Source organism: Gangjinia marincola, assembly GCF_039523415.1.
GTDB classification, from domain to species: Bacteria; Bacteroidota; Bacteroidia; order Flavobacteriales; family Flavobacteriaceae; genus Gangjinia; species Gangjinia marincola.
This window is the reverse complement of sequence record NZ_BAAAFG010000015.1, coordinates 438,525-459,746: the sequence shown is the minus strand read 5'-3', so window position 1 is coordinate 459,746 and position 21,222 is coordinate 438,525. Positions and strand designations below refer to the sequence as shown.

The 21,222-nt window shown below is 35.7% G+C and carries 22 protein-coding genes; 3 read left to right on the top strand and 19 right to left on the bottom strand.

The genetic code is table 11. From position 1 onward, the window contains the following. Window positions 1-3: 3 nt before the first annotated feature. The 9 genes from ABD000_RS09900 to ABD000_RS09860 all read right to left on the bottom strand — a co-directional run bounded on the left by ABD000_RS09900 (window position 4) and on the right by ABD000_RS09860 (window position 7,988). Window positions 4-504: a F0F1 ATP synthase subunit B gene (locus tag ABD000_RS09900; protein WP_343766720.1), complete on the bottom strand. Its 501-nt coding sequence runs from the start codon at window positions 502-504 to the stop codon at window positions 4-6. An 88-nt stretch (window positions 505-592) separates the two neighbouring features. Further along, window positions 593-787, bottom strand: a complete 195-nt coding sequence (atpE, locus tag ABD000_RS09895; RefSeq protein WP_343766718.1) for an ATP synthase F0 subunit C — start codon at window positions 785-787, stop codon at window positions 593-595. Between the two features lie 32 nt (window positions 788-819). Continuing rightward, a complete protein-coding gene (atpB, locus tag ABD000_RS09890; RefSeq protein ID WP_425545359.1) occupies window positions 820-1,986 on the bottom strand; it encodes a F0F1 ATP synthase subunit A in 1,167 nt (388 codons plus the stop codon). Between the two features lie 88 nt (window positions 1,987-2,074). Further along, on the bottom strand, window positions 2,075-2,464 hold the full coding sequence (locus tag ABD000_RS09885; protein ID WP_343766716.1) for a DUF6168 family protein: 390 nt from the start codon (window positions 2,462-2,464) through the stop codon (window positions 2,075-2,077). A gap of 4 nt (window positions 2,465-2,468) precedes the next feature. Beyond that, window positions 2,469-2,681, bottom strand: a complete 213-nt coding sequence (locus tag ABD000_RS09880; protein WP_343766714.1) for an AtpZ/AtpI family protein — start codon at window positions 2,679-2,681, stop codon at window positions 2,469-2,471. Further along, window positions 2,653-3,054 carry a bactofilin family protein gene (locus ABD000_RS09875; RefSeq protein WP_343766711.1) on the bottom strand — a complete coding sequence of 134 codons (402 nt, stop codon included), beginning with the start codon at window positions 3,052-3,054 and terminating at the stop codon, window positions 2,653-2,655. Before ABD000_RS09875 ends, ABD000_RS09880 begins: the two co-directional genes overlap by 29 nt. Before the next feature lie 31 nt (window positions 3,055-3,085). Then, window positions 3,086-5,683 (bottom strand): type IX secretion system periplasmic lipoprotein PorW/SprE, encoded by a 2,598-nt coding sequence (gene porW, locus ABD000_RS09870; RefSeq protein ID WP_486323393.1) that lies wholly within the window; start codon window positions 5,681-5,683, stop codon window positions 3,086-3,088. 86 nt (window positions 5,684-5,769) lie between these two features. Beyond that, the gene (locus tag ABD000_RS09865; RefSeq protein ID WP_343766707.1) at window positions 5,770-6,486 is read right to left on the bottom strand and encodes an ABC transporter ATP-binding protein; all 717 of its coding nucleotides are present in this window, start codon (window positions 6,484-6,486) and stop codon (window positions 5,770-5,772) included. A gap of 17 nt (window positions 6,487-6,503) precedes the next feature. Continuing rightward, entirely contained in the window at window positions 6,504-7,988 is a 1,485-nt protein-coding gene (locus ABD000_RS09860; protein WP_343766705.1) for a DUF5687 family protein, read from the bottom strand. Between the two features lie 99 nt (window positions 7,989-8,087). On the opposite strand from ABD000_RS09860, the gene ABD000_RS09855 reads away from it, so the two are divergent. Further along, complete coding sequence (locus tag ABD000_RS09855) at window positions 8,088-9,140, top strand: 2Fe-2S iron-sulfur cluster-binding protein (protein ID WP_343766702.1); 1,053 nt, start codon at window positions 8,088-8,090, stop codon at window positions 9,138-9,140. Window positions 9,141-9,237: 97 nt separating this feature from the next. Here ABD000_RS09855 and ABD000_RS09850 read toward each other — a convergent pair whose 3' ends face one another. Genes ABD000_RS09850 through ABD000_RS09840 form a run of 3 tightly spaced genes read right to left on the bottom strand, consistent with a single transcriptional unit; the run spans window position 9,238 to window position 11,836 of the window. Beyond that, the gene (locus tag ABD000_RS09850) at window positions 9,238-10,260 is read right to left on the bottom strand and encodes a glycosyltransferase family 9 protein (RefSeq protein ID WP_343766696.1); all 1,023 of its coding nucleotides are present in this window, start codon (window positions 10,258-10,260) and stop codon (window positions 9,238-9,240) included. Window positions 10,261-10,265: 5 nt separating this feature from the next. Continuing rightward, entirely contained in the window at window positions 10,266-10,874 is a 609-nt protein-coding gene (locus ABD000_RS09845; RefSeq protein WP_343766691.1) for a DUF4254 domain-containing protein, read from the bottom strand. A gap of 47 nt (window positions 10,875-10,921) precedes the next feature. After that, window positions 10,922-11,836 carry a DUF6427 family protein gene (locus ABD000_RS09840; protein ID WP_343766688.1) on the bottom strand — a complete coding sequence of 305 codons (915 nt, stop codon included), beginning with the start codon at window positions 11,834-11,836 and terminating at the stop codon, window positions 10,922-10,924. Between the two features lie 66 nt (window positions 11,837-11,902). Between ABD000_RS09840 and ABD000_RS09835 the strand changes: the two genes are divergently transcribed. After that, the gene (locus ABD000_RS09835) at window positions 11,903-12,148 is read left to right on the top strand and encodes a DUF6341 family protein (RefSeq protein ID WP_343766685.1); all 246 of its coding nucleotides are present in this window, start codon (window positions 11,903-11,905) and stop codon (window positions 12,146-12,148) included. 63 nt (window positions 12,149-12,211) lie between these two features. Here ABD000_RS09835 and purD read toward each other — a convergent pair whose 3' ends face one another. Then, the gene (purD, locus tag ABD000_RS09830) at window positions 12,212-13,483 is read right to left on the bottom strand and encodes a phosphoribosylamine--glycine ligase (protein ID WP_343766682.1); all 1,272 of its coding nucleotides are present in this window, start codon (window positions 13,481-13,483) and stop codon (window positions 12,212-12,214) included. Between the two features lie 95 nt (window positions 13,484-13,578). Here purD and ABD000_RS09825 point away from each other — a divergent pair, with 95 nt between their 5' ends. Then, window positions 13,579-14,886, top strand: coding sequence for a phenylacetate--CoA ligase family protein (locus tag ABD000_RS09825; protein WP_343766679.1), 1,308 nt, complete (start codon window positions 13,579-13,581; stop codon window positions 14,884-14,886). On the opposite strand, the gene ABD000_RS09820 is transcribed toward ABD000_RS09825, so the two are convergent. From ABD000_RS09820 to ABD000_RS09795, 6 genes are read right to left on the bottom strand one after another with little or no spacing between them, the layout of a single operon-like run. Next, window positions 14,883-15,638 carry a glycosyltransferase family 2 protein gene (locus ABD000_RS09820; protein WP_343766676.1) on the bottom strand — a complete coding sequence of 252 codons (756 nt, stop codon included), beginning with the start codon at window positions 15,636-15,638 and terminating at the stop codon, window positions 14,883-14,885. The two genes, ABD000_RS09825 and ABD000_RS09820, sit on opposite strands and share 4 nt — an antisense overlap. A 1-nt stretch (window position 15,639) precedes the next feature. Beyond that, window positions 15,640-16,992: an undecaprenyl-phosphate glucose phosphotransferase gene (locus ABD000_RS09815; RefSeq protein ID WP_343766673.1), complete on the bottom strand. Its 1,353-nt coding sequence runs from the start codon at window positions 16,990-16,992 to the stop codon at window positions 15,640-15,642. Window positions 16,993-16,998: 6 nt separating this feature from the next. Continuing rightward, a complete protein-coding gene (locus ABD000_RS09810) occupies window positions 16,999-17,988 on the bottom strand; it encodes a UDP-glucuronic acid decarboxylase family protein (RefSeq protein ID WP_343766669.1) in 990 nt (329 codons plus the stop codon). Between the two features lies 1 nt (window position 17,989). After that, window positions 17,990-19,297 (bottom strand): UDP-glucose dehydrogenase family protein, encoded by a 1,308-nt coding sequence (locus ABD000_RS09805; protein ID WP_343766667.1) that lies wholly within the window; start codon window positions 19,295-19,297, stop codon window positions 17,990-17,992. Window positions 19,298-19,317: 20 nt separating this feature from the next. Further along, entirely contained in the window at window positions 19,318-20,502 is a 1,185-nt protein-coding gene (locus tag ABD000_RS09800) for an O-antigen ligase family protein (RefSeq protein WP_343766663.1), read from the bottom strand. A 3-nt stretch (window positions 20,503-20,505) separates the two neighbouring features. Continuing rightward, window positions 20,506-21,207, bottom strand: a complete 702-nt coding sequence (locus ABD000_RS09795; RefSeq protein ID WP_343766660.1) for a WecB/TagA/CpsF family glycosyltransferase — start codon at window positions 21,205-21,207, stop codon at window positions 20,506-20,508. Window positions 21,208-21,222: the final 15 nt, after the last annotated feature.

The following is a 21,222-nucleotide window of genomic DNA, read 5'->3' as shown; positions in this document are numbered from 1 at the left end:
GTATTAATTTAAGGTAACATCACCTAACATGTCATCAACTAATTTCATTTGCTTGTCTTTGTTATCAAGCTCATGACGTACCATTTTCTCTGCAATTTCTACAGAAATTTTTGCCACCTGGTTTTTGATATCTGCTAAAGCAGCTTGCTTTTCACTCTGGATAGCTTCTTGGGCTTTAATCAAGATTAAATCTGCTTTTGCTTGTGCCTCATCAGTAGCATCTGCGATCATCTTGTCTTTCATTGCACGGGCATCTTTTAATAACGAATCGCGTTCTGTTCTTGCTTCTTGCAAGAGTTGATCATTGTCTGCCTTAAGGTTTTGCATTTCTCTTTTTGCGGCTTCGGCTGCATCAAGAGCTCCCTGTATACCTTCTTCTCGTTCATTGAGTGAGTTGAGAATTGGTTTCCAGGCAAATTTTACCATCAAAAAAATAAGAACCAACAGTATGACTGTTTGCATAATAAACAGCCCTGGTGAAAAATCGTTTAATAATTGATCCATAATTGTTTCTTCTAAATCTTTGTTTGTTTAATTAACATCATGTCCTGCAACCAACCGTTGCAGGTTCATGATGTTTTGGTTTTATGGCTTACTTTCCTAAGAAAAGAGCACCAAATGCTAAACCTTCAAGAAGTGCAGCAATGATAATCATTGCAGTCTGGATTTTTCCAGTCGCTTCAGGTTGACGAGCAATACCTTCCATTGCCTTACCACCAATCTGTCCTAGACCAATACCAGCACCGATTACGATTAAACCTGCACCTACTAAATTTGGAACTGTCATAACAAAATATATAAATAATTAAACAAAAAATTCTAAATAAAATTCTCTTTTACTTCTTCTGCGACACCAGCCTCTTCATGCCCATGATCGTGATCATGTTCTGCAACAGCCATGCCTATGAACAGCGCAGATAACATGGTAAAAATATATGCTTGTAAGAAAGCAACAAGTACTTCTATCAAGGTTATAAATAGCGATAATGCAAATGATAAAGTCGTTGAACCTACAGCCGTCATTTGAGCTTTAAGTGTGATCATTATAGCAATCAAACTCATTACCACGATATGTCCTGCACTAATATTTGCAAACAGACGCACTAATAAAGAGAAAGGTTTGATTAGAAAAGCACCCGCTAGCTCAATAATCGCTAAGACAGGTCTCAATAAATAAGGAACACCAGGCATCCAAAGCATGTGCATCCAATAATCTTTGTTCCCGCTAAATGTATAGATAATTAGAGTGAATATTGCCAACGCAGCGGTAACTGCTATTTGACCGGTAACATTAAATCCTAGCGGAGTCAAGCCTGCAAGGTTTAAAATCCAAATGAAAAAAAATACAGTCATTAAATACCCTGTAAATCTTCTGTATTTTGGTCCGATATTAGGTTTTGCTATTTCGTCGCGAACATAGATTACAAGAGGCTCTAATACTCTTCCAAAACCTGTGGGGATATTTTTCTTTTTGTATTGTCTTGCTAAAGAAGAAAACCAAAACAACATAAGTAATCCGATGACAAGGATTCCAAAAACACTTTTTGTAATAGAAAGATCTAGGGGTTTTGATGCATTAATGGGATGACTTTCTTCATCAAAGCGAACCGTTGTAGCTCCTTGTTCTAATTCATATATCTTACCGTGGACTTTTACGAATCTGGCGCCATTTTTCTCTACCACAACCTCTCCTTCATCATCATGATGAAACGCTGAAGACATAAAGGTTACTAAACCTTCACTTGACCAAAGAATTACAGGCAGTGGAAAACCTACATGCTTGCGCTCACCAGCATCGTTTGTATAAGAATACAAATGAAAGTCATGTGCATCTTTGATATGATGAAGTATATATTCGTTAATTTCTTTGTCTGTATTGACCCGATCTCCTTCGTTAGAAGATTCTGACTTAGCGAAGATATTGACAGGAGCTGTCAACATTAAAAATAAGATAAGTAAACTAAAAGATTTTAATTTTAACTCCATTCCTTCTTGATCAAAAAATTAGCTTCCTGAAATTCGGCGCAAATGTAAGGAATAAATCCTATTTAAAAATGACTAATAAGTATAATTTTTAGCGTTGTTTCCTATTGAGAATTTTAGCCATAAAAATCACTTCGAAAAAGAGAAAAAATAATGCTGGAATAAGCAACGATAGGCGCTCTATCAGCGCTAGCTTTTCAATTGAAAAAATAGCGTTTCTATAAGCCACAGAAAAAATTAACACCTTAACTACTACTGTTGCTAAATATATAAAGCCTAATTGAGGCTTAATTCGTTGATATGATGAAAAAAAATCGGCAATAGCAATCACCAAAAATGCAAAAAGACCAAAATAGAGATAAATACTTTGCAGTGAGAATCGAAGGACTTCTTCTTGGTTAGCCAAGTACGAATTATGCGACCAAAAAAGCAAACCTCCCGCAAAGATAAGTGAGGAGGTATAAACCACAACTAATTTCAATTTGCTATTTGTTTAAGGTATTGACTTGTCTAATTACCACAAACATGGATAAAAAGATCGCAAATAAAGTTACCATAGGCTCAAAGAAAGCCTTCTCATATTCCTCATCTAGCCAAGAACCCAATAAATTTCCTAAAAATATTGTAGCCCCCATTTGGAAGGCAATGGTTGAAAATTTAGCCCACTGATTAAGCGGTTCTTTCTTTCTTTTGGTCATTAGATAATGACTTTACGCCGCCCTTCATAGAACAGGTTGCATTAAAGTTTGCCCCTGGTTCTACAGCAAGTTTACCTATTACCACATCTCCTTCGATATGAGCTGTAGAGCGAAGGGTTAATGTGCCAGATACATTTAATTTACCGTTAAACTTTCCTTCAAAGTCTGCATTTTCGCATTCTAAGCTTCCATTGATGTAGCCACTACGACCCACAACTACCTTGCCGGGTGTTTTAACGGTTCCTTCAATATTCCCTTCTATTCTAAAACCACCTTTGGCGATAATATCACCTTTAATGGTAGTTCCTTGCGAAATTTTATTTTGCTCCTTAGAAAGGTCTGCAGATGCGGTTTGTTTTTTTTCTGAAAACATAATTTGGGGTCTTTTATATGTTAGTTTAAGGCTAAGGTTTTGATTTTTCTTCAACTAAAAACTCACCTCGTCCTTTTTTTGACTTGTAAATATCAACATTTTTATGGATTTCTACAATTTTATAATTTGCCGAGGAGATTACGAAGAAAGGTCTCTTAATTTTATAGTCACGGCGCTCTGCTAGTAATTCTGCAAATCCTTGAGCTCCTAAACTGGTATTCAATCCATGAACTACCACAAATATTTCATCTGGATTATACCGGTCCAGTGTAACACTCATATCGCCATAATTGAGATCCTCTATTGCAAGCGCAAGTGTTTGGGACAAGTCCATTGCCTGATCAATATTTTTATAATCATATGGATATACCACATGAAATTTTCGTTGATCAGTGTCGCTTACAAAGGCAGAATTTTCTAATACCGGAATGTTCTCTTTGTATAACTCGTTGGCCTTTTTTCCTTCAGGTGACTGGGGATAGTTAAGCGCAACGTAGTTAATACCAGATTTATAGGTATTAAACCCGTAGAGTTTTCCGGCAGCGGTGGCTTTTAATAATTCAAACTTGGGAACTATGGGATCTCCACTAAACTGCGTGATATATTTTTCTGCGGAAGCGATTACCTTTTCAAATTCCTGTTTGTCAAATAAACGATAAAGATCAGTATAGATCGCTTCTGGGCTATTGATTTCTTGGTTATAACCATCTGGATTTTTAAGAATAGCAGCGTATCTGGAATCCGGATGATTTTGTATAATGTTTTGTTTGATTTCTTCGGCTTTAGCCAACCTATTTTGCGCTAAATATATTTTATAGAGATTATATTTTGAAGGGATGATCAGGCGATCTTCGGGCTCATTACTTAATAAAGCGGTAAACTTATCTTCAGACAATTCAAACTCTTCAAATTTTTCTTTATAAATTGTCCCTAACTGGTAATAAGCAAAGTCGCGGTCTATTTTTATGCTGTCAATAATATTTTGATCTGTGGGTAATTGGGATATATAATTTTCAGGGTCGTATAAAGGATTATTTTTGGCGACAGCAGAGGATTTATCAATGTCTTTAGCAGTAGAAGATAAGCCTACACTTATGGTAGAGGTATAACGCCAATCGTCTTTAAGTTCAATGTCTCCCCATATCGCAAAAAACTGTTGTTTACCGTAGGCAGCAACGGTTTGGTTGTAGAAATAAAATTGCGTTTTATCACCCGGTAGTCCGGTAAAGCCTCTATTTGCTCCGGCAGTGTTTTTTACCTTAGAATAAAGATTTTTAGCTATGGCTTCTTGTTTTTCGGCTTCTAATCGTGCTAATTCGGCTTGTTTTAAACGTTCAATGTAATCCTCAAAAAAGAGGCGCTGATCTTCTTTTGACATGGCTAATAAAGACAAAATACTATCTTTCTCTTTGGCGATTCCTTCATACAGAATTACATCATCCAGATTTTCTCTTTTTCTCTTTATACGCCTAAAAAGTTTAGTATTTTCATTTAATTTTGTGAGTGTACTATCGTAATACGCGCCCGCAACTGGGTATTTAGCTTCATCAAAGCTAAAGTCTCCAAGTGTAAGGTAGGAACGCGCATTTAAAAAATTATCAGGACTATTGGTTCGTAAAGACTTATTGTAAAATGTCGTGGCCAAATTGACAGAGTCTTGCTTTTTATAAAACTCTGCAAACTCAACGTAAATCTTATCAAGGTAAGGTCTGTTTTCACGGTCTTCTTCTAATTCAATCAACAACTCTTTGAAGGCAATAATGTCTTCTTTGGTAGTATCAAAGTTTTCCGCTTTTTCAAAATATGCGTTTGCCTGATAGATTCTTGGTGTTTTTCTATTTAGCGCTATCACCTCATCAAAAGCCATATTTGCACTATCTATCTTAGCCAAGCGATCATATAATTGCCCTTTGATGTATAACAGCCTGCCTTTTTTCTCATAATCTTTCAATAGAGGTATAGCTCTTTTTAATGAAACTAATGCGCTGTCTTTATTTTCTAGATTTATATATGCCTGCGCTATCATTGCGTAAGCATCTGCTTTAACTTCTTGGTCAAGATCATCATCCTCCTGCTCTATCATCTTAGTAAGCCGCTCAATTGCTGTTTCATTGTAATCTAGGCGTATATTGATTTTTTGTTTCCAAAGCCTAACATGATTGACCTTATCGCTGGTAGGGTATCTGTTGAGAATATAATTGAGTGCATCTAATGCGGGAATAAATCGTTGATCGTAATAACGGGACTTTGCTAACAATAAAAACGCCTCGTCCATTTGATAATTGGCTTCACGACCTTTTATGATCATGCCGTGCTTTTGGATGGCTTTAGTGGCTTTTTCTTCTGCAATATCAAATCCACTGGCAGATGTAGATGATCCGGGTAATGCGATATCGTCCTTAATCTCCATTCGCTCAACGGGAAGTATTTCCCAGTAATTATCCTGATAACTCTGCTGGAGCTGTTGCTTAGCCTGTTCTAATGCCAGATTACCATTATAAAGAATATTATAGTAGGTGCCCATTGCATGAAAGTTACGGTTGAGCCAGTTATCTTTTTTCCTGGAACAACTCGATACGACAAGCAATAAGACTGCTGCGAATGATAGAAACGTTATTTTTTTCAACATAAAAAGATCTATGATCTTAACTCTATGATACTCTTTTTAGTATACGAGAGCGGCAAAAATACGCTTCTTTTTTGTAGCTATAAAATTTACTCTTGCGTAACAACTTCTTCTCCTGAAAAGTATCGCTCTAATTCTGTTAACGTGGCGGTACTTGTTTCAAGATCTTTCACAACTTTTCCCTTTTCTAACACAACGATTCGTTCGCATACTTCGGTTACATGGCTAAGGTCATGGCTGGAAATTAATACCGTAATTTCTTTATTATCTGCCAGCTCTCGAATTAATTTTTTTAGCTTAATTTGAGTCGATGGATCAAGGTTTGCAAAAGGTTCGTCTAAAATGATCACTTCAGGATGCCCGATGAATGAAGCGACAATTCCTACTTTTTTTTGATTTCCCTTAGATAGATCACGTAGGTATTTTTTCTTGTTTAGAATTTCATCATTAAAAAATTCTTTAAACGGCTCTAAGAACCCATTTATATCAGCTTTGTTTTGACCTCTAAGTTCGCCTATGAAATAGAAATACTCTTCAGGTGTTAAATAACCGATTAAAAAGCTCTCATCAATAAAGGCGGTGGTGAAGGGTTTCCACTGTTCACTTTCATGAACGGCAATTCCATTATTCTCGATATGACCCGTTGTGGGTTGAATTAGATCCAACAGCAAACTAAAATATGTTGTTTTTCCGGCTCCATTATTTCCTACTAATCCAAAGCTTTGTCCTTTTGGTATTTCAAGTGATTCAATATCCAGGACTGTAACTCCTTTGTATTTTTTCGTAAGATTTTGAGATGTGATCATGTGATATAGATATAAAATTATTCTCCTTCTTGTTTGAACCCTGCAATCATGCTATACTTATTCTTACGGTAATACCCGGCAATGATATTCATAAAATATCCTCTCAAGGCAATACCTATAATTCCTAGAACTCCCAATACAATTGTAGCCGCATCAAAACCAATAAGCTTGTAGACGCCGTACCAAATCAGTAGTGGTAATAACATTAGTGGTAAACTCACTAGCCATTGCGTCGCCCCAGTGCCTTGATAATTCATGAATGGGCTCTTTTCTAAGTCGATTTTCTTTTTATTAAATGATCCTGCAAAAAGCAAGACAGGAATATTTACTCCAATATTATACAACGCACAGGCTACATTTAAGGCAAGAATATTCCACCCAAAGTATACGTATGGTATACTTAATAAAAACAATACTACTACACTAAACGTGATTAAGCCCGCTTTAGATGCCAGATATTTTCGTAATGGAATATTTTGCGACATCATCATGCTGTAATACCCACTATCCCAGGAAGGAATGAACTGGCCAAAGTTGATCATGAAAATCCCGGTCATGAAAATCCCGACAAAAACAAAAAAAGCAGGCATTCCCTGGTACGTTTCTTGCGGATAAAAGATCAACCCATACCCCAATAACACCAGAGATAGCCAAATAGTAGTCTTTGGGCGCTTATTGCGCCAAATAAGCTTAAGATCTAACTGAAGAAATGGAGCAATCTCTCCAAATCTGCGCGTCCAACTTAAATCTGTCGTTTCAGCTTCTTTGGTTTTTGTTTTTAAAGAAGCATCTAAATAAAATCGTGAGTTGAGAACATTAAAATTCCATACATAAAGACCTACGACAATGAGTAGCGGTATAATAGCTAAATAAGGTTGGATTATAAGGGCATTAAGCATCTTCCCAGTAAACGCTGTAATTCTAAATATATCTAAATATTCTAGGACAATAAGAACAACTGCAACGATTATAAATGGCAAGAACGCCTTTAAATTATCTGCAAACTTCTTTTTAATCAAGAAATTTGCATAGTTGGTTGCATATACTAAACAGATCATTGCAAATGCCCATGCAGCCATATTGAGCGCCCCGTAGTCTCCTTCTTTAGCCGCAAAAACAGCAAACGGTATAATGATTAGAAGATCTAACAGGTTAAAAAAGCTTACAAAAGACTTAAGTAAAACAAAGTGTACTACTTTTTTCTTTGGAACATTGTTGATCAATAAGGGTTTGATACTTATTACGGGTAGTGTTTGCATAAAAAAGCGTATCACCAATTCTGCTGCTAACCAAAGTAATACTAAACGATTCACTAAAACCACAGGATCCTGATCTGGAAATACTTTCTTTAGACCGGGGTAGAGTGCAACGCCCATTACTAAAAAAGCTACTGCAAAATAAATCGCTAGGAACGCCATTAAAATTTTTAACGCAATACTCTTTCCTAAGCTGGCTGATCTAAAAAAGGATTTCCACTGTAGTGAAATAAAATGTTTATACATAGGATGAATGACTTAGCTATTCTTTAGTACTCAAATTTATCATTTTGTTACAGTAATAGTTATATCCACTTCTCTATTTTTGCCAAAATTTTATACTGAATGGGTGCATTTCATACATTACGCATAAAACATATTGAACGTGTTACAGTAAAATCAGTCGCAATTACCTTTACCGTTCCTCAAGAGTTAGAAGAAGAATTTACATTTTTAGCCGGTCAATATGTAACCTTAAAAACCACCATTGATGGTGAAGAAGTTAGAAGAGCCTATTCGATTTGTAGCTCTCCGTCAAGCGGAAAACTAACCGTAAGCGTAAAAGAAGTAGATCAGGGTACATTCTCCCGTTATGCAAATCAACAGCTTAAAGAAGGAGATACTTTAGAAGTTCATGCCCCGGAAGGCAAATTTACCTTTACTCCAAATCCCGAAAATGATAATGCTTACGCTGCTTTCGCAGCCGGAAGCGGAATAACTCCCATCTTATCTATCATAAAAACGGTCTTAACACAAGAGCGTAAAAGTAAATTTGCTTTGGTGTATGGTAACAAATCGCCAGAACTTACCATGTTCTATGAAGATTTATTGGAATTACAACAGGAATATAAGGACAGATTTTTTGTGGATTATGTCTTTAGTCAAACCAATGAAGAAAACTGCCTATTTGGACGAATTGAGAAAAGCACCGTGAACTACATGCTAAAAAATAAGTTTAGCGCATTTGATTTCACATCGTATTACTTATGCGGTCCTAAGCCTATGATTGATATGGTAAGTGAGGTACTAAGTGATCAAGGAGTTGGCGACAGTCGGATTCATTTTGAGTTGTTTACTACAAATGATGTAGAAGGTAAAGTAGAAACTGACTTAGATGGTCAAACCTCCATCAAAATAATTGTTGACGATGAAGAATCGTCCTTTCACATGCCTAAGACGTCAACCATTTTAGAAGCTGCTTTGGACAAAGAGTTAGATACACCCTATTCATGTCAAGGCGGAATTTGCAGCAGCTGTATCGCACGCATCAAAGAAGGCTCTGCCGAAATGAAAAAGAATCAAATTTTAACGGATAGTGAAGTGGCCGAAGGACTTATCCTAACCTGCCAGGCCCACCCTACAAGCGATACCGTTGTAGTTGATTATGATGATGTATAGCTTCAGCAAGATCAGCCGCCAACCGCAAGCTAAGTTAACATTGATCGAAGTCTTTAAGCTTGCCGAAGCGACCCGTATACAAATTGAAATCGCTTAATTACCCTAACACTTCTTCAACTTTTTCAATTAGCATCGCCGGGGTAATAGTATTGATGGCATTTTCATAACCCGTAGGGTACTTATTTCCATAGATTGAAGTTGGAATTGCAGGATACGTTTCACGATCTGAGAGTAGTTGATGTTCAAATGGTTGAGCAAACGGAGTGAATCCTGCATAGGGATGGGTTACGCCCCACAACGTAATGACGGGTACATTATAATTTGCAGCTAGATGCCCATTCCCGCTATCCATACTGATCATCAAGTCGAGATTGGAGATAAGTGCAAGTTCTTCAGGAAAAGTGAGTTCTCCTGCTACAATGATTACAGTATCACCTTCTTTAAGTCGTGATAGCGTGTTGGCTTCAGTTGAAGCACCAAATAAAAAGATACTGTAGTCGCGTTCAATCAATTCTCTAACGACAACCTTAAGCAGGTCTAACGAATATTGCTTTCCAGCGTGAGCCGCAAAAGGAGCAATGCCAATCCATTTTTTTTGTTGAGACCCTGTGAGTTGGATGATTCTTTTTGAAAGTTTTTGTTTTGAGAGAAACGTTGGGTCAAGCGACAATTTAAATCCTAATGTTTGAAAAACATCTGCATAGCGCTGATGGGTTGGCTTAAGTTGTTTAAGGATTTTAGTATTAGATTGTACCAACGTTTTCTTTTGAGCTCTGCCCTTATCAATAACTGCCTTAGGCCGATTTTCTAGAAACATCCCCAACAATTTTGTGCGAATAACATCGTGCAAATCTGCAATATGGGTATAACTGATATCGTTGAGCTCTTGTGCTAAACGACGTAGACCCAATATTCCCTTGTGTTTTCCTCTAATTTCTGCAGGATGAACAGTAACATTTTCTATGGATGAAAATATAGCTGCGAACATATGCTGGGTGACTACGGTAATTTTTACCGATGGGAAACGTTCAACTAAATTGAGTAATAAGGGAATGGTCATAGCAACATCTCCCATTGCAGACAGGCGTACCACTAAAATGTGAGCTGAAGGTTTTGTCACCCGATCTATTTTTGCTTTCTAAGTACTGGATTCAATTCATCATCGTTGTACATCTTCATTTGCTTATATACTTTCATGTACTTATCTCCAGAAGCAATATCCTGTAATAATTGATCAATAGCAGAAGATAAATCTACCCGTTGTTCTAACAAAATATCTAGTTTTGCTCTACACGATTTTTGATGTGCTTCACTTGCATCACTGCGTGAAGCTTCTTCTTGCATATGATAGATTTTCAATGCGAGGATAGATAAACGATCTATTGCCCAGGCCGGACTCTCTGTGTTTATGGTAGCGTTTTCATCTGGCTTAACGTCTTGATATTTTTCAAGAAAGTAACTGTCAATGTACTCTACCATATCTGTTCGATCTTGATTAGATGAGTCAATTTGTCGTTTTAGCGTAAGTGCAGCTACGGGATCAATTTGCGGATCTCTTATAATGTCTTCGTAATGCCATTGTACCGTATCAATCCAGCATTTACGATAAAGTAAATGTGCGATTAAATCACTATTCTTATCATATGGATTCGCAAAAGGTTGGTTTACTTTATCCACCACGTGATAGGTTTTAATAACTTCTTTAAAAATGGTATTTGCTTTTTTTGAAAACATAGATGTGTTTTAGCTCTTAGGGTACAAAGATAAACTTCTTTCGCTGTTTATGAATATAGAAATAAGCTGAATGGAAGCAGGATAATTATCCACAGTAGTATTTCTTTAAATAAGGCATCGCCTTCTTGCTGAAAATAATTTGCTGTTATGATGGAAAAGGGAGCCGCTAGAAAAAGTAATTCTGATCCTTTTTTTACCGGACTTAATAAGACTAATGCTATTGCAAAGAACAGATATGCCAAAATAGTAATATGACCTCCTTTTATATTAGCCGAAGCTCTTTTAAGTACTGAAAGATACGTAAATAAGCACCAAATGAGTAGCGTTAGTAAAAAGCTTAGCGGAATGATAATCCGTGCGGAATTATATATTGAAAAATCTCCCGAAGATGAATAATTCACCGATAATAAACGTATCGCAAATAAATTTTCTATGCTTATCAATAGTATAACTACCGCACCAATAGCCACAAAAGGAATAAAAAAGTTCTTTTTATCTCTACGCCCGTTGATGGCGATCACAACAAACACAAGTATTAGAAATAAACTACACCAAGAGAAAAACAAACTTGCCACTACAAAAGTCAATGCAGCATCAAAAAATTTACCTTTAACTTTTGGAGTGTCGTTCGTTTCGACCAATCTAAAGACACCTACTACGCACAATACATTCGCAAAGAGTAAGCTTACATCATCAAAGCTTAATCCCAGCGTAGAAACAAAGCCTGTAAAAAAAAGTAATGCTAACATATTCACTCTGGTAAGGTGATTTTTTACCGCCATTTGATGGACTACAAAAACTGTAGACAGCAAGCATAAAAGTACAATCACCTGTCTGCCAATATCTAGCTCTATGGGAAATATTGGAGCAAAAATTACAATGAGGATATAGCTCAAGAGCATATAAACCAATAGCATGATAAAATTGATTGGTTTAGAATTTTTAAAAAAGCTTGTAAGCATATACTAATTTCTTACTTTTGTAACCTAAAGATAATTCTCTTTTAGTAGAGGATGAACTTATACAATATGGAAGATTTTTTTAAAGGTATCGAATCGTTTTTTGTTGATTTTTTATTTTCACCTTTTGAAGCATTACGCGCAACTGAATTAGAAAGTTGGTTTATGGCAAACGGACTCAACTGGATTTTTATGATTATTGGTTTTGTAGCATTTGTCTATTGGATGATACAATTGAAAAAATTCAATGACAATAATGAAGAGAACCGTGAAGTAATTTCACATTCTTTTTTACACAACAAGGACTTTAGATAATCCTACAATGCTCATCGGCTTTTTCAAATCCCTTTGTAAATAATATAAAGGGATTTTTTTATTTTAGAGATCAAAGCCAATATCTTTTCTTATGTATTTACCTTCAAAAGATATGCGTTCTACATTTTGATAGGAAGTAGCGAGTGCTTTTTTGAAATCTTCAGCCATTGAGGTTACGGCAATCACCCTTCCTCCATTCGTCACTAATTCATTATTTTTTAATGCCGTTCCTGCATGAAAAACAATTGAAGACTCTATTGTTTCAACACCGCGAATCACTTTTCCTTTTTCGTACGCTTCGGGGTATCCACCAGATACTAACATAACCGTAGCAGCAGCATTGGAGTCTATCTCTAATTCTACCTCATCTAAGCTTTGATTTGCGGTGTGCTTAAAGAGTTCAACAAGATCTGATTTAAGTCGAGGTAGTACCACTTCGGTTTCAGGATCACCCATGCGTACATTGTATTCAATGACATAAGGCTCATTGCCCACATTGATCAATCCAAGGAACACAAATCCATTGTATTGCATAGCTTCGGCTTGAATTCCTTGAATGGTTGGTTTGATGACTTTTTCTTCAATTTTCTTCATGAGAGCTTCATCGACAAATGGCACAGGAGATATCGCTCCCATCCCGCCTGTATTTAATCCAGTGTCACCCTCACCAATACGTTTATAGTCTTTTGCTGTAGGGAGGATTTTATAATTCTTCCCGTCGGTGATCACAAAAACGCTCATTTCGAGTCCGTTCAAAAATTCTTCAATAACTACAGTCTCACTTGCCGCTCCAAATTTTTTATTGGTCAGCATTTGGGTGAGTTCTGCTTTAGCTTCGGCAAGATCGTTAAGGATTAATACTCCTTTTCCGGCAGCAAGGCCATCAGCTTTTAGTACATAAGGGGCTTTTAGCTTGTCTAAAAATGCTTTTCCAGCATCAAGTGTTTCCGCAGTAAAACTTTGATAAGCCGCAGTTGGGATGTCATATTTTTGCATGAACTGTTTTGCAAAATCTTTACTTCCCTCAAGCATAGCTGCTTTTTTAGAGGGTCCAATAACCGCAATATGATTAAGTTCTTTATCCTCATTGAAAAAATCATAAATCCCATTTACCAGAGGATCTTCAGGTCCTACAACTAACATTTTAATAGAATGCTCTAGGACGAACTTTTTTATTCCCGCAAAATCATTAAGGTTTAATGGAACATTGATGGCTATAGCTTGTGTACCGGCGTTGCCTGGGGCAACATAAAGATGGTCACATTGTTTGCTTTGCACCATTTTATGAGCAAATGCGTGCTCCCTGCCGCCTGATCCAAGGATAAGAATATTCATTTAAAGTATTTTTTGATGCGTCAATCGCAAATTGATGCTCATGAATTAAAATCAAAAATAAATGTTTGTACCTTGCTTGCCTAATATTTTAAGCATTGAATTTATTTGATTTATCCTTACGCTTAAACGGCTTCCCAATTTTAGAGGCGAAGAAAAAGCTAGCAGAAATTCAGAAAATTCCAGAAGCTGACTACGCCAATTATATTACGCAGAAAAAGCTTGAAATAGTCACATTTCATCAACGTCATAATTCCTTCTATCGTGAAATTTCTAAAGGAATACTTCCTCAAAATTGGGAGCAACTTCCTATTCTCACAAAAAGCGATTTACAACAACCTCTTGAAGCAAGACTTTCTGATGGATTTAACCCTAAAAATATATATGTAAATAAAACTTCCGGGTCCAGCGGACATCCTTTTGTTTTTGCGAAAGACAAATTTTGCCACGCTTTAACCTGGGCACGGATTAATGCTTTGTACAACCAACATGGTATCACAAATGGGGTCGATAAAGAAGCACGTTTTTATGGAATTCCCAAGGCTGGTGTTGCCAGAAAGAAAGAGCGATTTAAAGATCTTATGGCCAATCGATATCGCTTTTCAATTTTTGATTTAGGTGTTGAACGACTTGAGAAAATTCTAATAAAATTTGAAAAGGAACCATTTGTTTCTATAAATGGCTATACTAGTTCTGTTGTTTTATTCGGAAGGTATTTAGATAGCAAGAATATAATTTTAAAAGATTACTGCCCTTCCCTAAAAGCTTGTATTGTCACGGCAGAAATGCTTTTCCCCGAAGATAAAACCATGCTCACAAAAGTGTTAGGGGTTCCAGTTGTAAATGAGTATGGCGCATCTGAAGTTGGAATAATGGCATTTACAAATCCATTAGATGAATTTGAGATAGATACCTCAACCCTTCATTTAGAGGTGTTAGATGATCACAATATACCAGTAAGGTACGGGGAAGAAGGCAACATCGTAGTTACTTCTCTTTTTAACAAAGCGCATCCCATTATTCGATATAAAATTGGAGATCGCGGAATTATTTCACCTGACTCCAGCGCAAAAAAAACAATTTTAAGCGACGTAAAAGGTAGAGTTGATGATATTATTAAATTACCCAGTGGTAAAGTTGCTGCTGGTCTTACGTGTTATTATATTACTAAAAAAGTAGTGGATATCAATAAGGCATTAAAAGAGTTTGTAATCACTCAAACTCACTTAGATCGTTTTATTGTATCCTATGTAAGTGATCAAAACCTCACTCCAGAAGAAAAGAATCTCATTGAAAAGTCTTTTGAAGAATATTTAGAAGGAGGATTAAAAATTACGTATGAACGAGAAGAAGTTTTAGATCGCTCAAATCGAGGCAAATTAAAGCAATTTAAGTCGTTGATTTAATTTTTATACTTCAAATATCCATAGTACATCCAGTTCACCATATAATAAGCACTTTTTAAAAGAGATAAGTCTTCTACGTTTCTATAAAAGTACCATTGTGATGAAATTAATTTGAACTTATTTCTAGACAAAGAGTTTTCGCGAATTCTGTAGATCGCTAGAGGTTCTTTAATCCCTTGAGCAAATGGGATATCCTTTAAGTATCTTAACCATAATCCCATATCTTGGCGCTTGCGAACCAATGGCATATACTTTTTGCCTAACGTCTTTAGGTGTATAAATGCAGTTAAGCAGGCAATGGAATTACTTTTCAATATGGCATCATAATCGACCTTTGCAGGAACAACAAAGTCTGAATAGATAAATTCTAATTCTTCATTCGATCTTCGATATGATGAAAAAACAAAGGGTACACCAGTAATATTGATCTCTTCTAAGCTTCTGGATATAAAATTAGGAAACCAGATGTCATCGCTATCAATAAATGTAATAAACTCTCCTTTTGCGTGTTCTATTCCTTTATTTCTTGCCACTGCACTACCAGAGTTTTTATCTAATGAAATAACCTTAAGGCGAGAATCCTCTATTGCTAGCTTTCTCAGCTCATTAAGGGTATTATCTGTTGAAGCATCATCCACAATAATATGTTCCCAGTTTTCATATTCCTGATTACGTACAGATTTTATAGTATCGCTAACGTACTGCTGTGAATTATGTGATGGAGTGATTATGCTAACTAGTCCTTCTTTCATCTTAATATGCCTTTTCTTCTCCTTTGATAGCATTGATGATTGTAAGCAAAATAATTTTTAAGTCTAAGAGAATTGACCAGTTTTCCAGGTAAAAAATATCATGTCTGACACGATTGATAATATCATTTTTAGACTCCACCTCTCCTCTATATCCACTTACTTGTGCTAAACCTGTTATGCCTGGTTTAATAAAATGACGTACCATAAATTTATCTATACGCTCTGCATACATATGGGTATGACTTACCATATGCGGACGAGGGCCAACTACAGACATCTCTCCTCTAAACACATTAATAAATTGTGGGAGCTCATCTATACTGGTTTTACGAATAACTTTGCCTATCTGTGTAATACGATTGTCATTTCTCTTGACCTGATGGATATCTGCGGTCGGATTAGGTTTCATTGATCTAAATTTATAACAATAAAACTCCTTATAATCAAGTCCATTTCTTTTTTGTTTGAAAAACACAGGTCCTTTTGATTCTAGTTTAATCAGGATAGCCAAAATAGGCGTCAACCAGGATAGTAGAAATAGGATCACAAAGGTTGAAACGAATAAGTCAAAAACACGTTTAATCAATTGATTAATGGGTTCATCAATTGGAATACTTCTTAAGGATAAAATTGGGATATAACCATAGTACTGATAATTAAGGCGCTTTGCGTAAATCTCTCGTGAATCTGGTAAAAATTTGACTACCTTGAGATTATTATCTGCAAACGCTATAATTTCATCTAGCTGTTTTTGAGATAATTTATCGATAGAACAATAAATTTCATCAATTTCTTGCTCAATAATATACTCTAAATGCTGCTCTAATTCGTTACTTTTTTCTGAAACATCAAAAAGTGCTTTGAATTTGTATCCATAATCTGGATTATATACAAAAAAATCTTTGAGCTGTCGTGTTTTTCTGTTTTTCCCAAAGATTACTACGTTTCTAAAATTTCCACCAAGCGTTGATCTAAATCTTTTAAGTAAATAGAAAATGAGAAGTTTAACAATGAGTATTGTTGAAAAAACAATACCAATATAGATTCCTATCTGTTGGACAGGTTTATTATACTGATTAAATATCCCAAAAAAAGCAAAGACTATTAAGGTAAAAATGGCAAATTGACGAATGGACAGCGTTAATATCTTAGTGACCTTAGTAAATCTATAGACTTCATAGAAATCTGTATTCATGGATAGAAAAATCCACGCTATAGAAGAAAAACAGCAATAATAGAAGTACCCGATTTTATCAAACGACAATCCTGAAGCAAAAAGCAGAATAATTAAAATATCCAACAGATAAGAAATTGGCCTTAAATAGCCAGAGTATCTGCCGTGCTTAAAAATCATATGAAATTATTTTCTAATATGGCTTGAAAAATCTTTATGTTCTTTTTTAAATAACTCTTCTTGAGATAAGTTTTTAAAATAATCATATGTTTTTGCCATACCCTCTTTTCTGGAAACTTTTGGCTCCCAACCTAAGATTTCTCTTGCTTTAGTGATATCAGGTTGACGTTGCATGGGGTCGTCTTTTGGTAAATCCATATATACCACTTTTTGATCTGTTCCTGTCAACTTAATAATTTCTTCTGCAAAATCTTTGATTGATATTTCATTTGGATTTCCAATATTTACAGGATTGCTGTAGTCACTCATTAACAAACGAAAAGCACCCTCGACCTGATCATCTACGTAGCAAAATGATCTTGTTTGAGAACCGTCTCCAAACACAGTCAGGTCTTCTCCTCTTAAAGCTTGTCCCAGAAAGGCGGGAATTACCCTGCCATCATTCAGTCTCATTCTTGGCCCATAAGTGTTAAATATACGTAGTATACGTGTTTCTACCCCATGAAATCGATGGTACGCCATTGTAATGGCTTCTTGAAAACGCTTAGCCTCATCGTACACACCACGTGGGCCAATGGTATTCACATTTCCATAGTATTCTTCAGTTTGTGGATGTACTAACGGATCTCCATACACCTCTGATGTACTTGCAATTAAGATTCTTGCGTTCTTTTCTTTTGCCAAACCCAATAAATTATGTGTCCCTAAGGCACCCACTTTGAGGGTTTGAATTGGGATTTTTAGATAATCAATAGGACTTGCCGGAGATGCAAAATGCATGATATAATCTAAATCTCCAGATACATTTACAAACGTGGTTACATCATGATGGTAAAATTCAAAATTGGGTAATTTAAACAGGTGTTCAATGTTTTTGAGGTCACCAGTAATTAAATTGTCCATTCCTACTACGTCAAATCCTTCTTTGATGAATCGATCGCATAAATGTGATCCTAAAAAACCCGCAGCACCTGTAATTAAGACCCTTTTTGACATTTTAAACTGTTTTGCGCCCTATGGAATAGTAGGAAATATTTTGATCTTGCATTTCTTCAACGTCATATAGGTTTCTACCATCAAAAATTACAGGATTGTTTAATTTTTCTTTGATTTTATTAAAATCCGGTGTTCTAAAAATGCTCCATTCTGTACAAATTAAAAGTGCATCTGCGCCATCAAGCGTTTCATACATGCCGTTCGCAAAGTCTATTTTATCCTTAAGTTTACGTTTTACGTTTGGCATAGCTTCAGGATCAAACGCGGTTACATTTGCGCCCGCGGCAATTAATTTATCTACCATATACAAAGAAGGAGCTTCTCTAATATCATCTGTTTCGGGCTTAAATGCTAGTCCCCAAAGCGCTATTTTTTTTCCGCTTAGATTGCCTTTAAAATAAGATTCTATTTTTGGCATCAATACTGTTTTTTGGTCATTGTTAATATCAATGACTGAAGAGAGGATTTTAAATTCAAAGTTTGCATCTTTCCCAGACTTATGTAGTGCCTTTACATCTTTTGGAAAACAAGATCCACCGTATCCTATGCCTGGAAATAAGAAACGTTTTCCAATTCTTGAGTCCGTTCCCATACCGCGTCTTACATGATCTACATCTGCTCCTACTTTTTCGCAATAGTTTGCTATCTCATTCATGAACGTGATTTTTGCCGCCAAAAAAGAGTTTGAAGCGTATTTAGTTAGTTCGGCTGATTTCTCGTCCATCACAATGATTGGATTTCCTGAACGTACAAAAGGTTTGTAGAGGCGTTTCATTAACTCTATAGCTCTTTCACTAGAAGAGCCTATAACAATACGTTCTGGCTTTAAAAAATCATCTACCGCAAAACCTTCACGCAGAAACTCAGGGTTTGAAACGACGTCGAACTCAGTACTCGTGTACTCTGCAATGGTTTCTCTTACTCGATCTGCCGTCCCTACAGGAACCGTACTCTTGTCCACAATCACTTTATAATCTGTAATATACTCTCCTATGTCCTTTGCAACACCAAGGACGTAACGTAAGTCAGCTGATCCGTCTTCATCTTCTGGTGTGGGGAGTGCTAAGAAAATAATTTCGCCGTGATCAAGACCCTTATGTAAGTCTGTTGTAAAAGTAAGTCTACCTGCCTTAATATTTCGCTCAAACAATACATCAAGATGAGGCTCATAAATAGGCACTTCACCAGATTGCATTTGTTTTACTTTATTTTCATCTATGTCAACACAAATGACTTCATTTCCTGTTTCGGCTAAACAGGTTCCAGTAACTAATCCTACATATCCTGTTCCTACAACGGTTATTTTCATGTTATTTCTTTACAACTAAGTTATACAACATCTAATTGATGCTTTTTTGTTTTTAAAGGTTCATAGACCAAAAAAATCATTACCAGACCAACATAATATGCTCCTATTTGACGATGGTATAAATTTTCTATTAAAAGAAAAAATACAATACTCAAGAGTAATGCTATTTTTACGTAATCCTTCTTTCTGGCTACAAAAGTGCCAATAAAAATAGCGATAAACAACAAAAAGGCAGGTATCCCTGCACTTAACATGAAATCAACAAATTGATTATGTGAATTTATCACGTTTTTGTTTGTTTGATGGTTAATTCTTTTTGTTACATTTTCTTTAGTACCTTGAAAACCTATCCCTTTTAATATATAATCGTAATGTTTTAGCATATGAAACGATTCATTCCATGCATCACTGCGAATATCATCCTGAAAAATATAATCTACTATTCTTTCTTTTTCTACAGAACGATTAAAGCGATTCCTCAACTCTGGACTTGATACAAATGCAATGCTTAAAACTAGTACAAGACCTAAGACTGAGATTAATCGATCTACTTTCTTTGTTTTATAGAAAAGGCTCAACAACACAAGTATGCTGATTAAAACAATTCCCAGCCTGGAAGAAATGAGTAATACAAATGCAGTAACAATGACGATATTTATTGCATAATATCTATTTAACGGCTTAAACTTGCTTCCAATTAAATCTACTGATAAGATTATACTTATCACACAGAGGAATCCCAAGTATAAGCGTTCAATGGGCAATGCATTTGCAATATGGTCTCCCTTAACAAATTGATAGGTCTCTACTGATCCAAGATAATAGCTTAACATATTACCTACAGAAATGAGTACGCATAAAAAAACCGATCCAATGAAAATTTGTTTAACGTACCTAAGATTGTTGATGGGTAAAATTAATCCTATAAATAATAATGAGAGAATTATTCTTCCAGGAACATCTAAAGGTTGCTCAGGATGAAAGATTAGTTGATTGAGAAAAGTGTACGCACTAAATACGATCAAAAGGACAATAGGAGGTAGTATTACTTTTTTTGTATCCTCCTTTCTAATTACAAAAGGAAAAAGCAGAATCAAACTAAACAACAAAATATTAGGTCCAATCCTAACATATCTTTCTAGTGGGAGTAAAAAACAAATTCCATAGAATAGAAGAACATACAATTTTTGTAGTAACTGTTGCATGTTTTACTCTTTAACTTGTCTCATTTTTTCTTTCATAACCATCCATATAAATTTGGTGTTCCCGACTAAATATCTTTTCCACATACGCCTTGGTTCTTGTAAAAACCTGAATAACCACTCCAGTCCTGCTTTTTGCATCCAACGTGGTGCACGTTTTACCTTTCCTGATATAACATCAAAGCTACCGCCAACACCCATAATGAAATTTACTGCTTTTAGTTGATCTCTATAGTCGTAAAGAAAGTTTTCCTTCATGGGAGAAGATATAGCTACAAATAACATGTTAGCACCACTTTCACTGATCTCTTTTGCGATTTGTATTTGCTCATCTTTTTTAAAATAGCCGTTTCTGTAACCTGCTATAATATGGTCTCCGTAGTTTTTCTTATACAAATTTACTACTGTTTTAACGACCTCTTCTTTTGCTCCCAGTAGATATATTTTATAGTTTTTTTTTGAAGCGTATTCTACCAAATTTATCATAAGGTCTATTCCTGCAACCCGCTCTTTTAATGGTTTTCCTAAATATCTTGAAGCCCAAACCACCGCTTGTCCATCTGCATTAATGATATCACTGGAATTTACACTTTCTTTTAATTCATAGTCATTCTGCATTTGTACAATCTTCCCCGCATTGACAACAACATGGTGAAGCTGTTTCTTTTCCTCGATCGCCTTTTGAACCATTTCAAGTGTCTCTTGCATGGTTAGATTATGTAT

Excerpts from the sequence above, each read along its gene's own strand:
- ABD000_RS09900 (WP_343766720.1), bottom strand. The coding sequence starts at position 504 with ATGGATCAATTATTAAACGATTTTTCACCAGGGCTGTTTATTATGCAA.
- atpE (WP_343766718.1), bottom strand. The coding sequence starts at position 787 with ATGACAGTTCCAAATTTAGTAGGTGCAGGTTTAATCGTAATCGGTGCT.
- atpB (WP_425545359.1), bottom strand. The coding sequence starts at position 1,986 with ATGGAGTTAAAATTAAAATCTTTTAGTTTACTTATCTTATTTTTAATG.
- ABD000_RS09880 (WP_343766714.1), bottom strand. The coding sequence starts at position 2,681 with ATGACCAAAAGAAAGAAAGAACCGCTTAATCAGTGGGCTAAATTTTCA.
- ABD000_RS09875 (WP_343766711.1), bottom strand. The coding sequence starts at position 3,054 with ATGTTTTCAGAAAAAAAACAAACCGCATCTGCAGACCTTTCTAAGGAG.
- porW (WP_486323393.1), bottom strand. The coding sequence starts at position 5,683 with ATGTTGAAAAAAATAACGTTTCTATCATTCGCAGCAGTCTTATTGCTT.
- ABD000_RS09865 (WP_343766707.1), bottom strand. The coding sequence starts at position 6,486 with ATGATCACATCTCAAAATCTTACGAAAAAATACAAAGGAGTTACAGTC.
- ABD000_RS09860 (WP_343766705.1), bottom strand. The coding sequence starts at position 7,988 with ATGTATAAACATTTTATTTCACTACAGTGGAAATCCTTTTTTAGATCA.
- ABD000_RS09855 (WP_343766702.1), top strand. The coding sequence starts at position 8,088 with ATGGGTGCATTTCATACATTACGCATAAAACATATTGAACGTGTTACA.
- ABD000_RS09845 (WP_343766691.1), bottom strand. The coding sequence starts at position 10,874 with ATGTTTTCAAAAAAAGCAAATACCATTTTTAAAGAAGTTATTAAAACC.
- ABD000_RS09840 (WP_343766688.1), bottom strand. The coding sequence starts at position 11,836 with ATGCTTACAAGCTTTTTTAAAAATTCTAAACCAATCAATTTTATCATG.
- ABD000_RS09835 (WP_343766685.1), top strand. The coding sequence starts at position 11,903 with ATGGAAGATTTTTTTAAAGGTATCGAATCGTTTTTTGTTGATTTTTTA.
- purD (WP_343766682.1), bottom strand. The coding sequence starts at position 13,483 with ATGAATATTCTTATCCTTGGATCAGGCGGCAGGGAGCACGCATTTGCT.
- ABD000_RS09820 (WP_343766676.1), bottom strand. The coding sequence starts at position 15,638 with ATGAAAGAAGGACTAGTTAGCATAATCACTCCATCACATAATTCACAG.
- ABD000_RS09815 (WP_343766673.1), bottom strand. The coding sequence starts at position 16,992 with ATGATTTTTAAGCACGGCAGATACTCTGGCTATTTAAGGCCAATTTCT.
- ABD000_RS09810 (WP_343766669.1), bottom strand. The coding sequence starts at position 17,988 with ATGTCAAAAAGGGTCTTAATTACAGGTGCTGCGGGTTTTTTAGGATCA.
- ABD000_RS09805 (WP_343766667.1), bottom strand. The coding sequence starts at position 19,297 with ATGAAAATAACCGTTGTAGGAACAGGATATGTAGGATTAGTTACTGGA.
- ABD000_RS09800 (WP_343766663.1), bottom strand. The coding sequence starts at position 20,502 with ATGCAACAGTTACTACAAAAATTGTATGTTCTTCTATTCTATGGAATT.
- ABD000_RS09795 (WP_343766660.1), bottom strand. The coding sequence starts at position 21,207 with ATGCAAGAGACACTTGAAATGGTTCAAAAGGCGATCGAGGAAAAGAAA.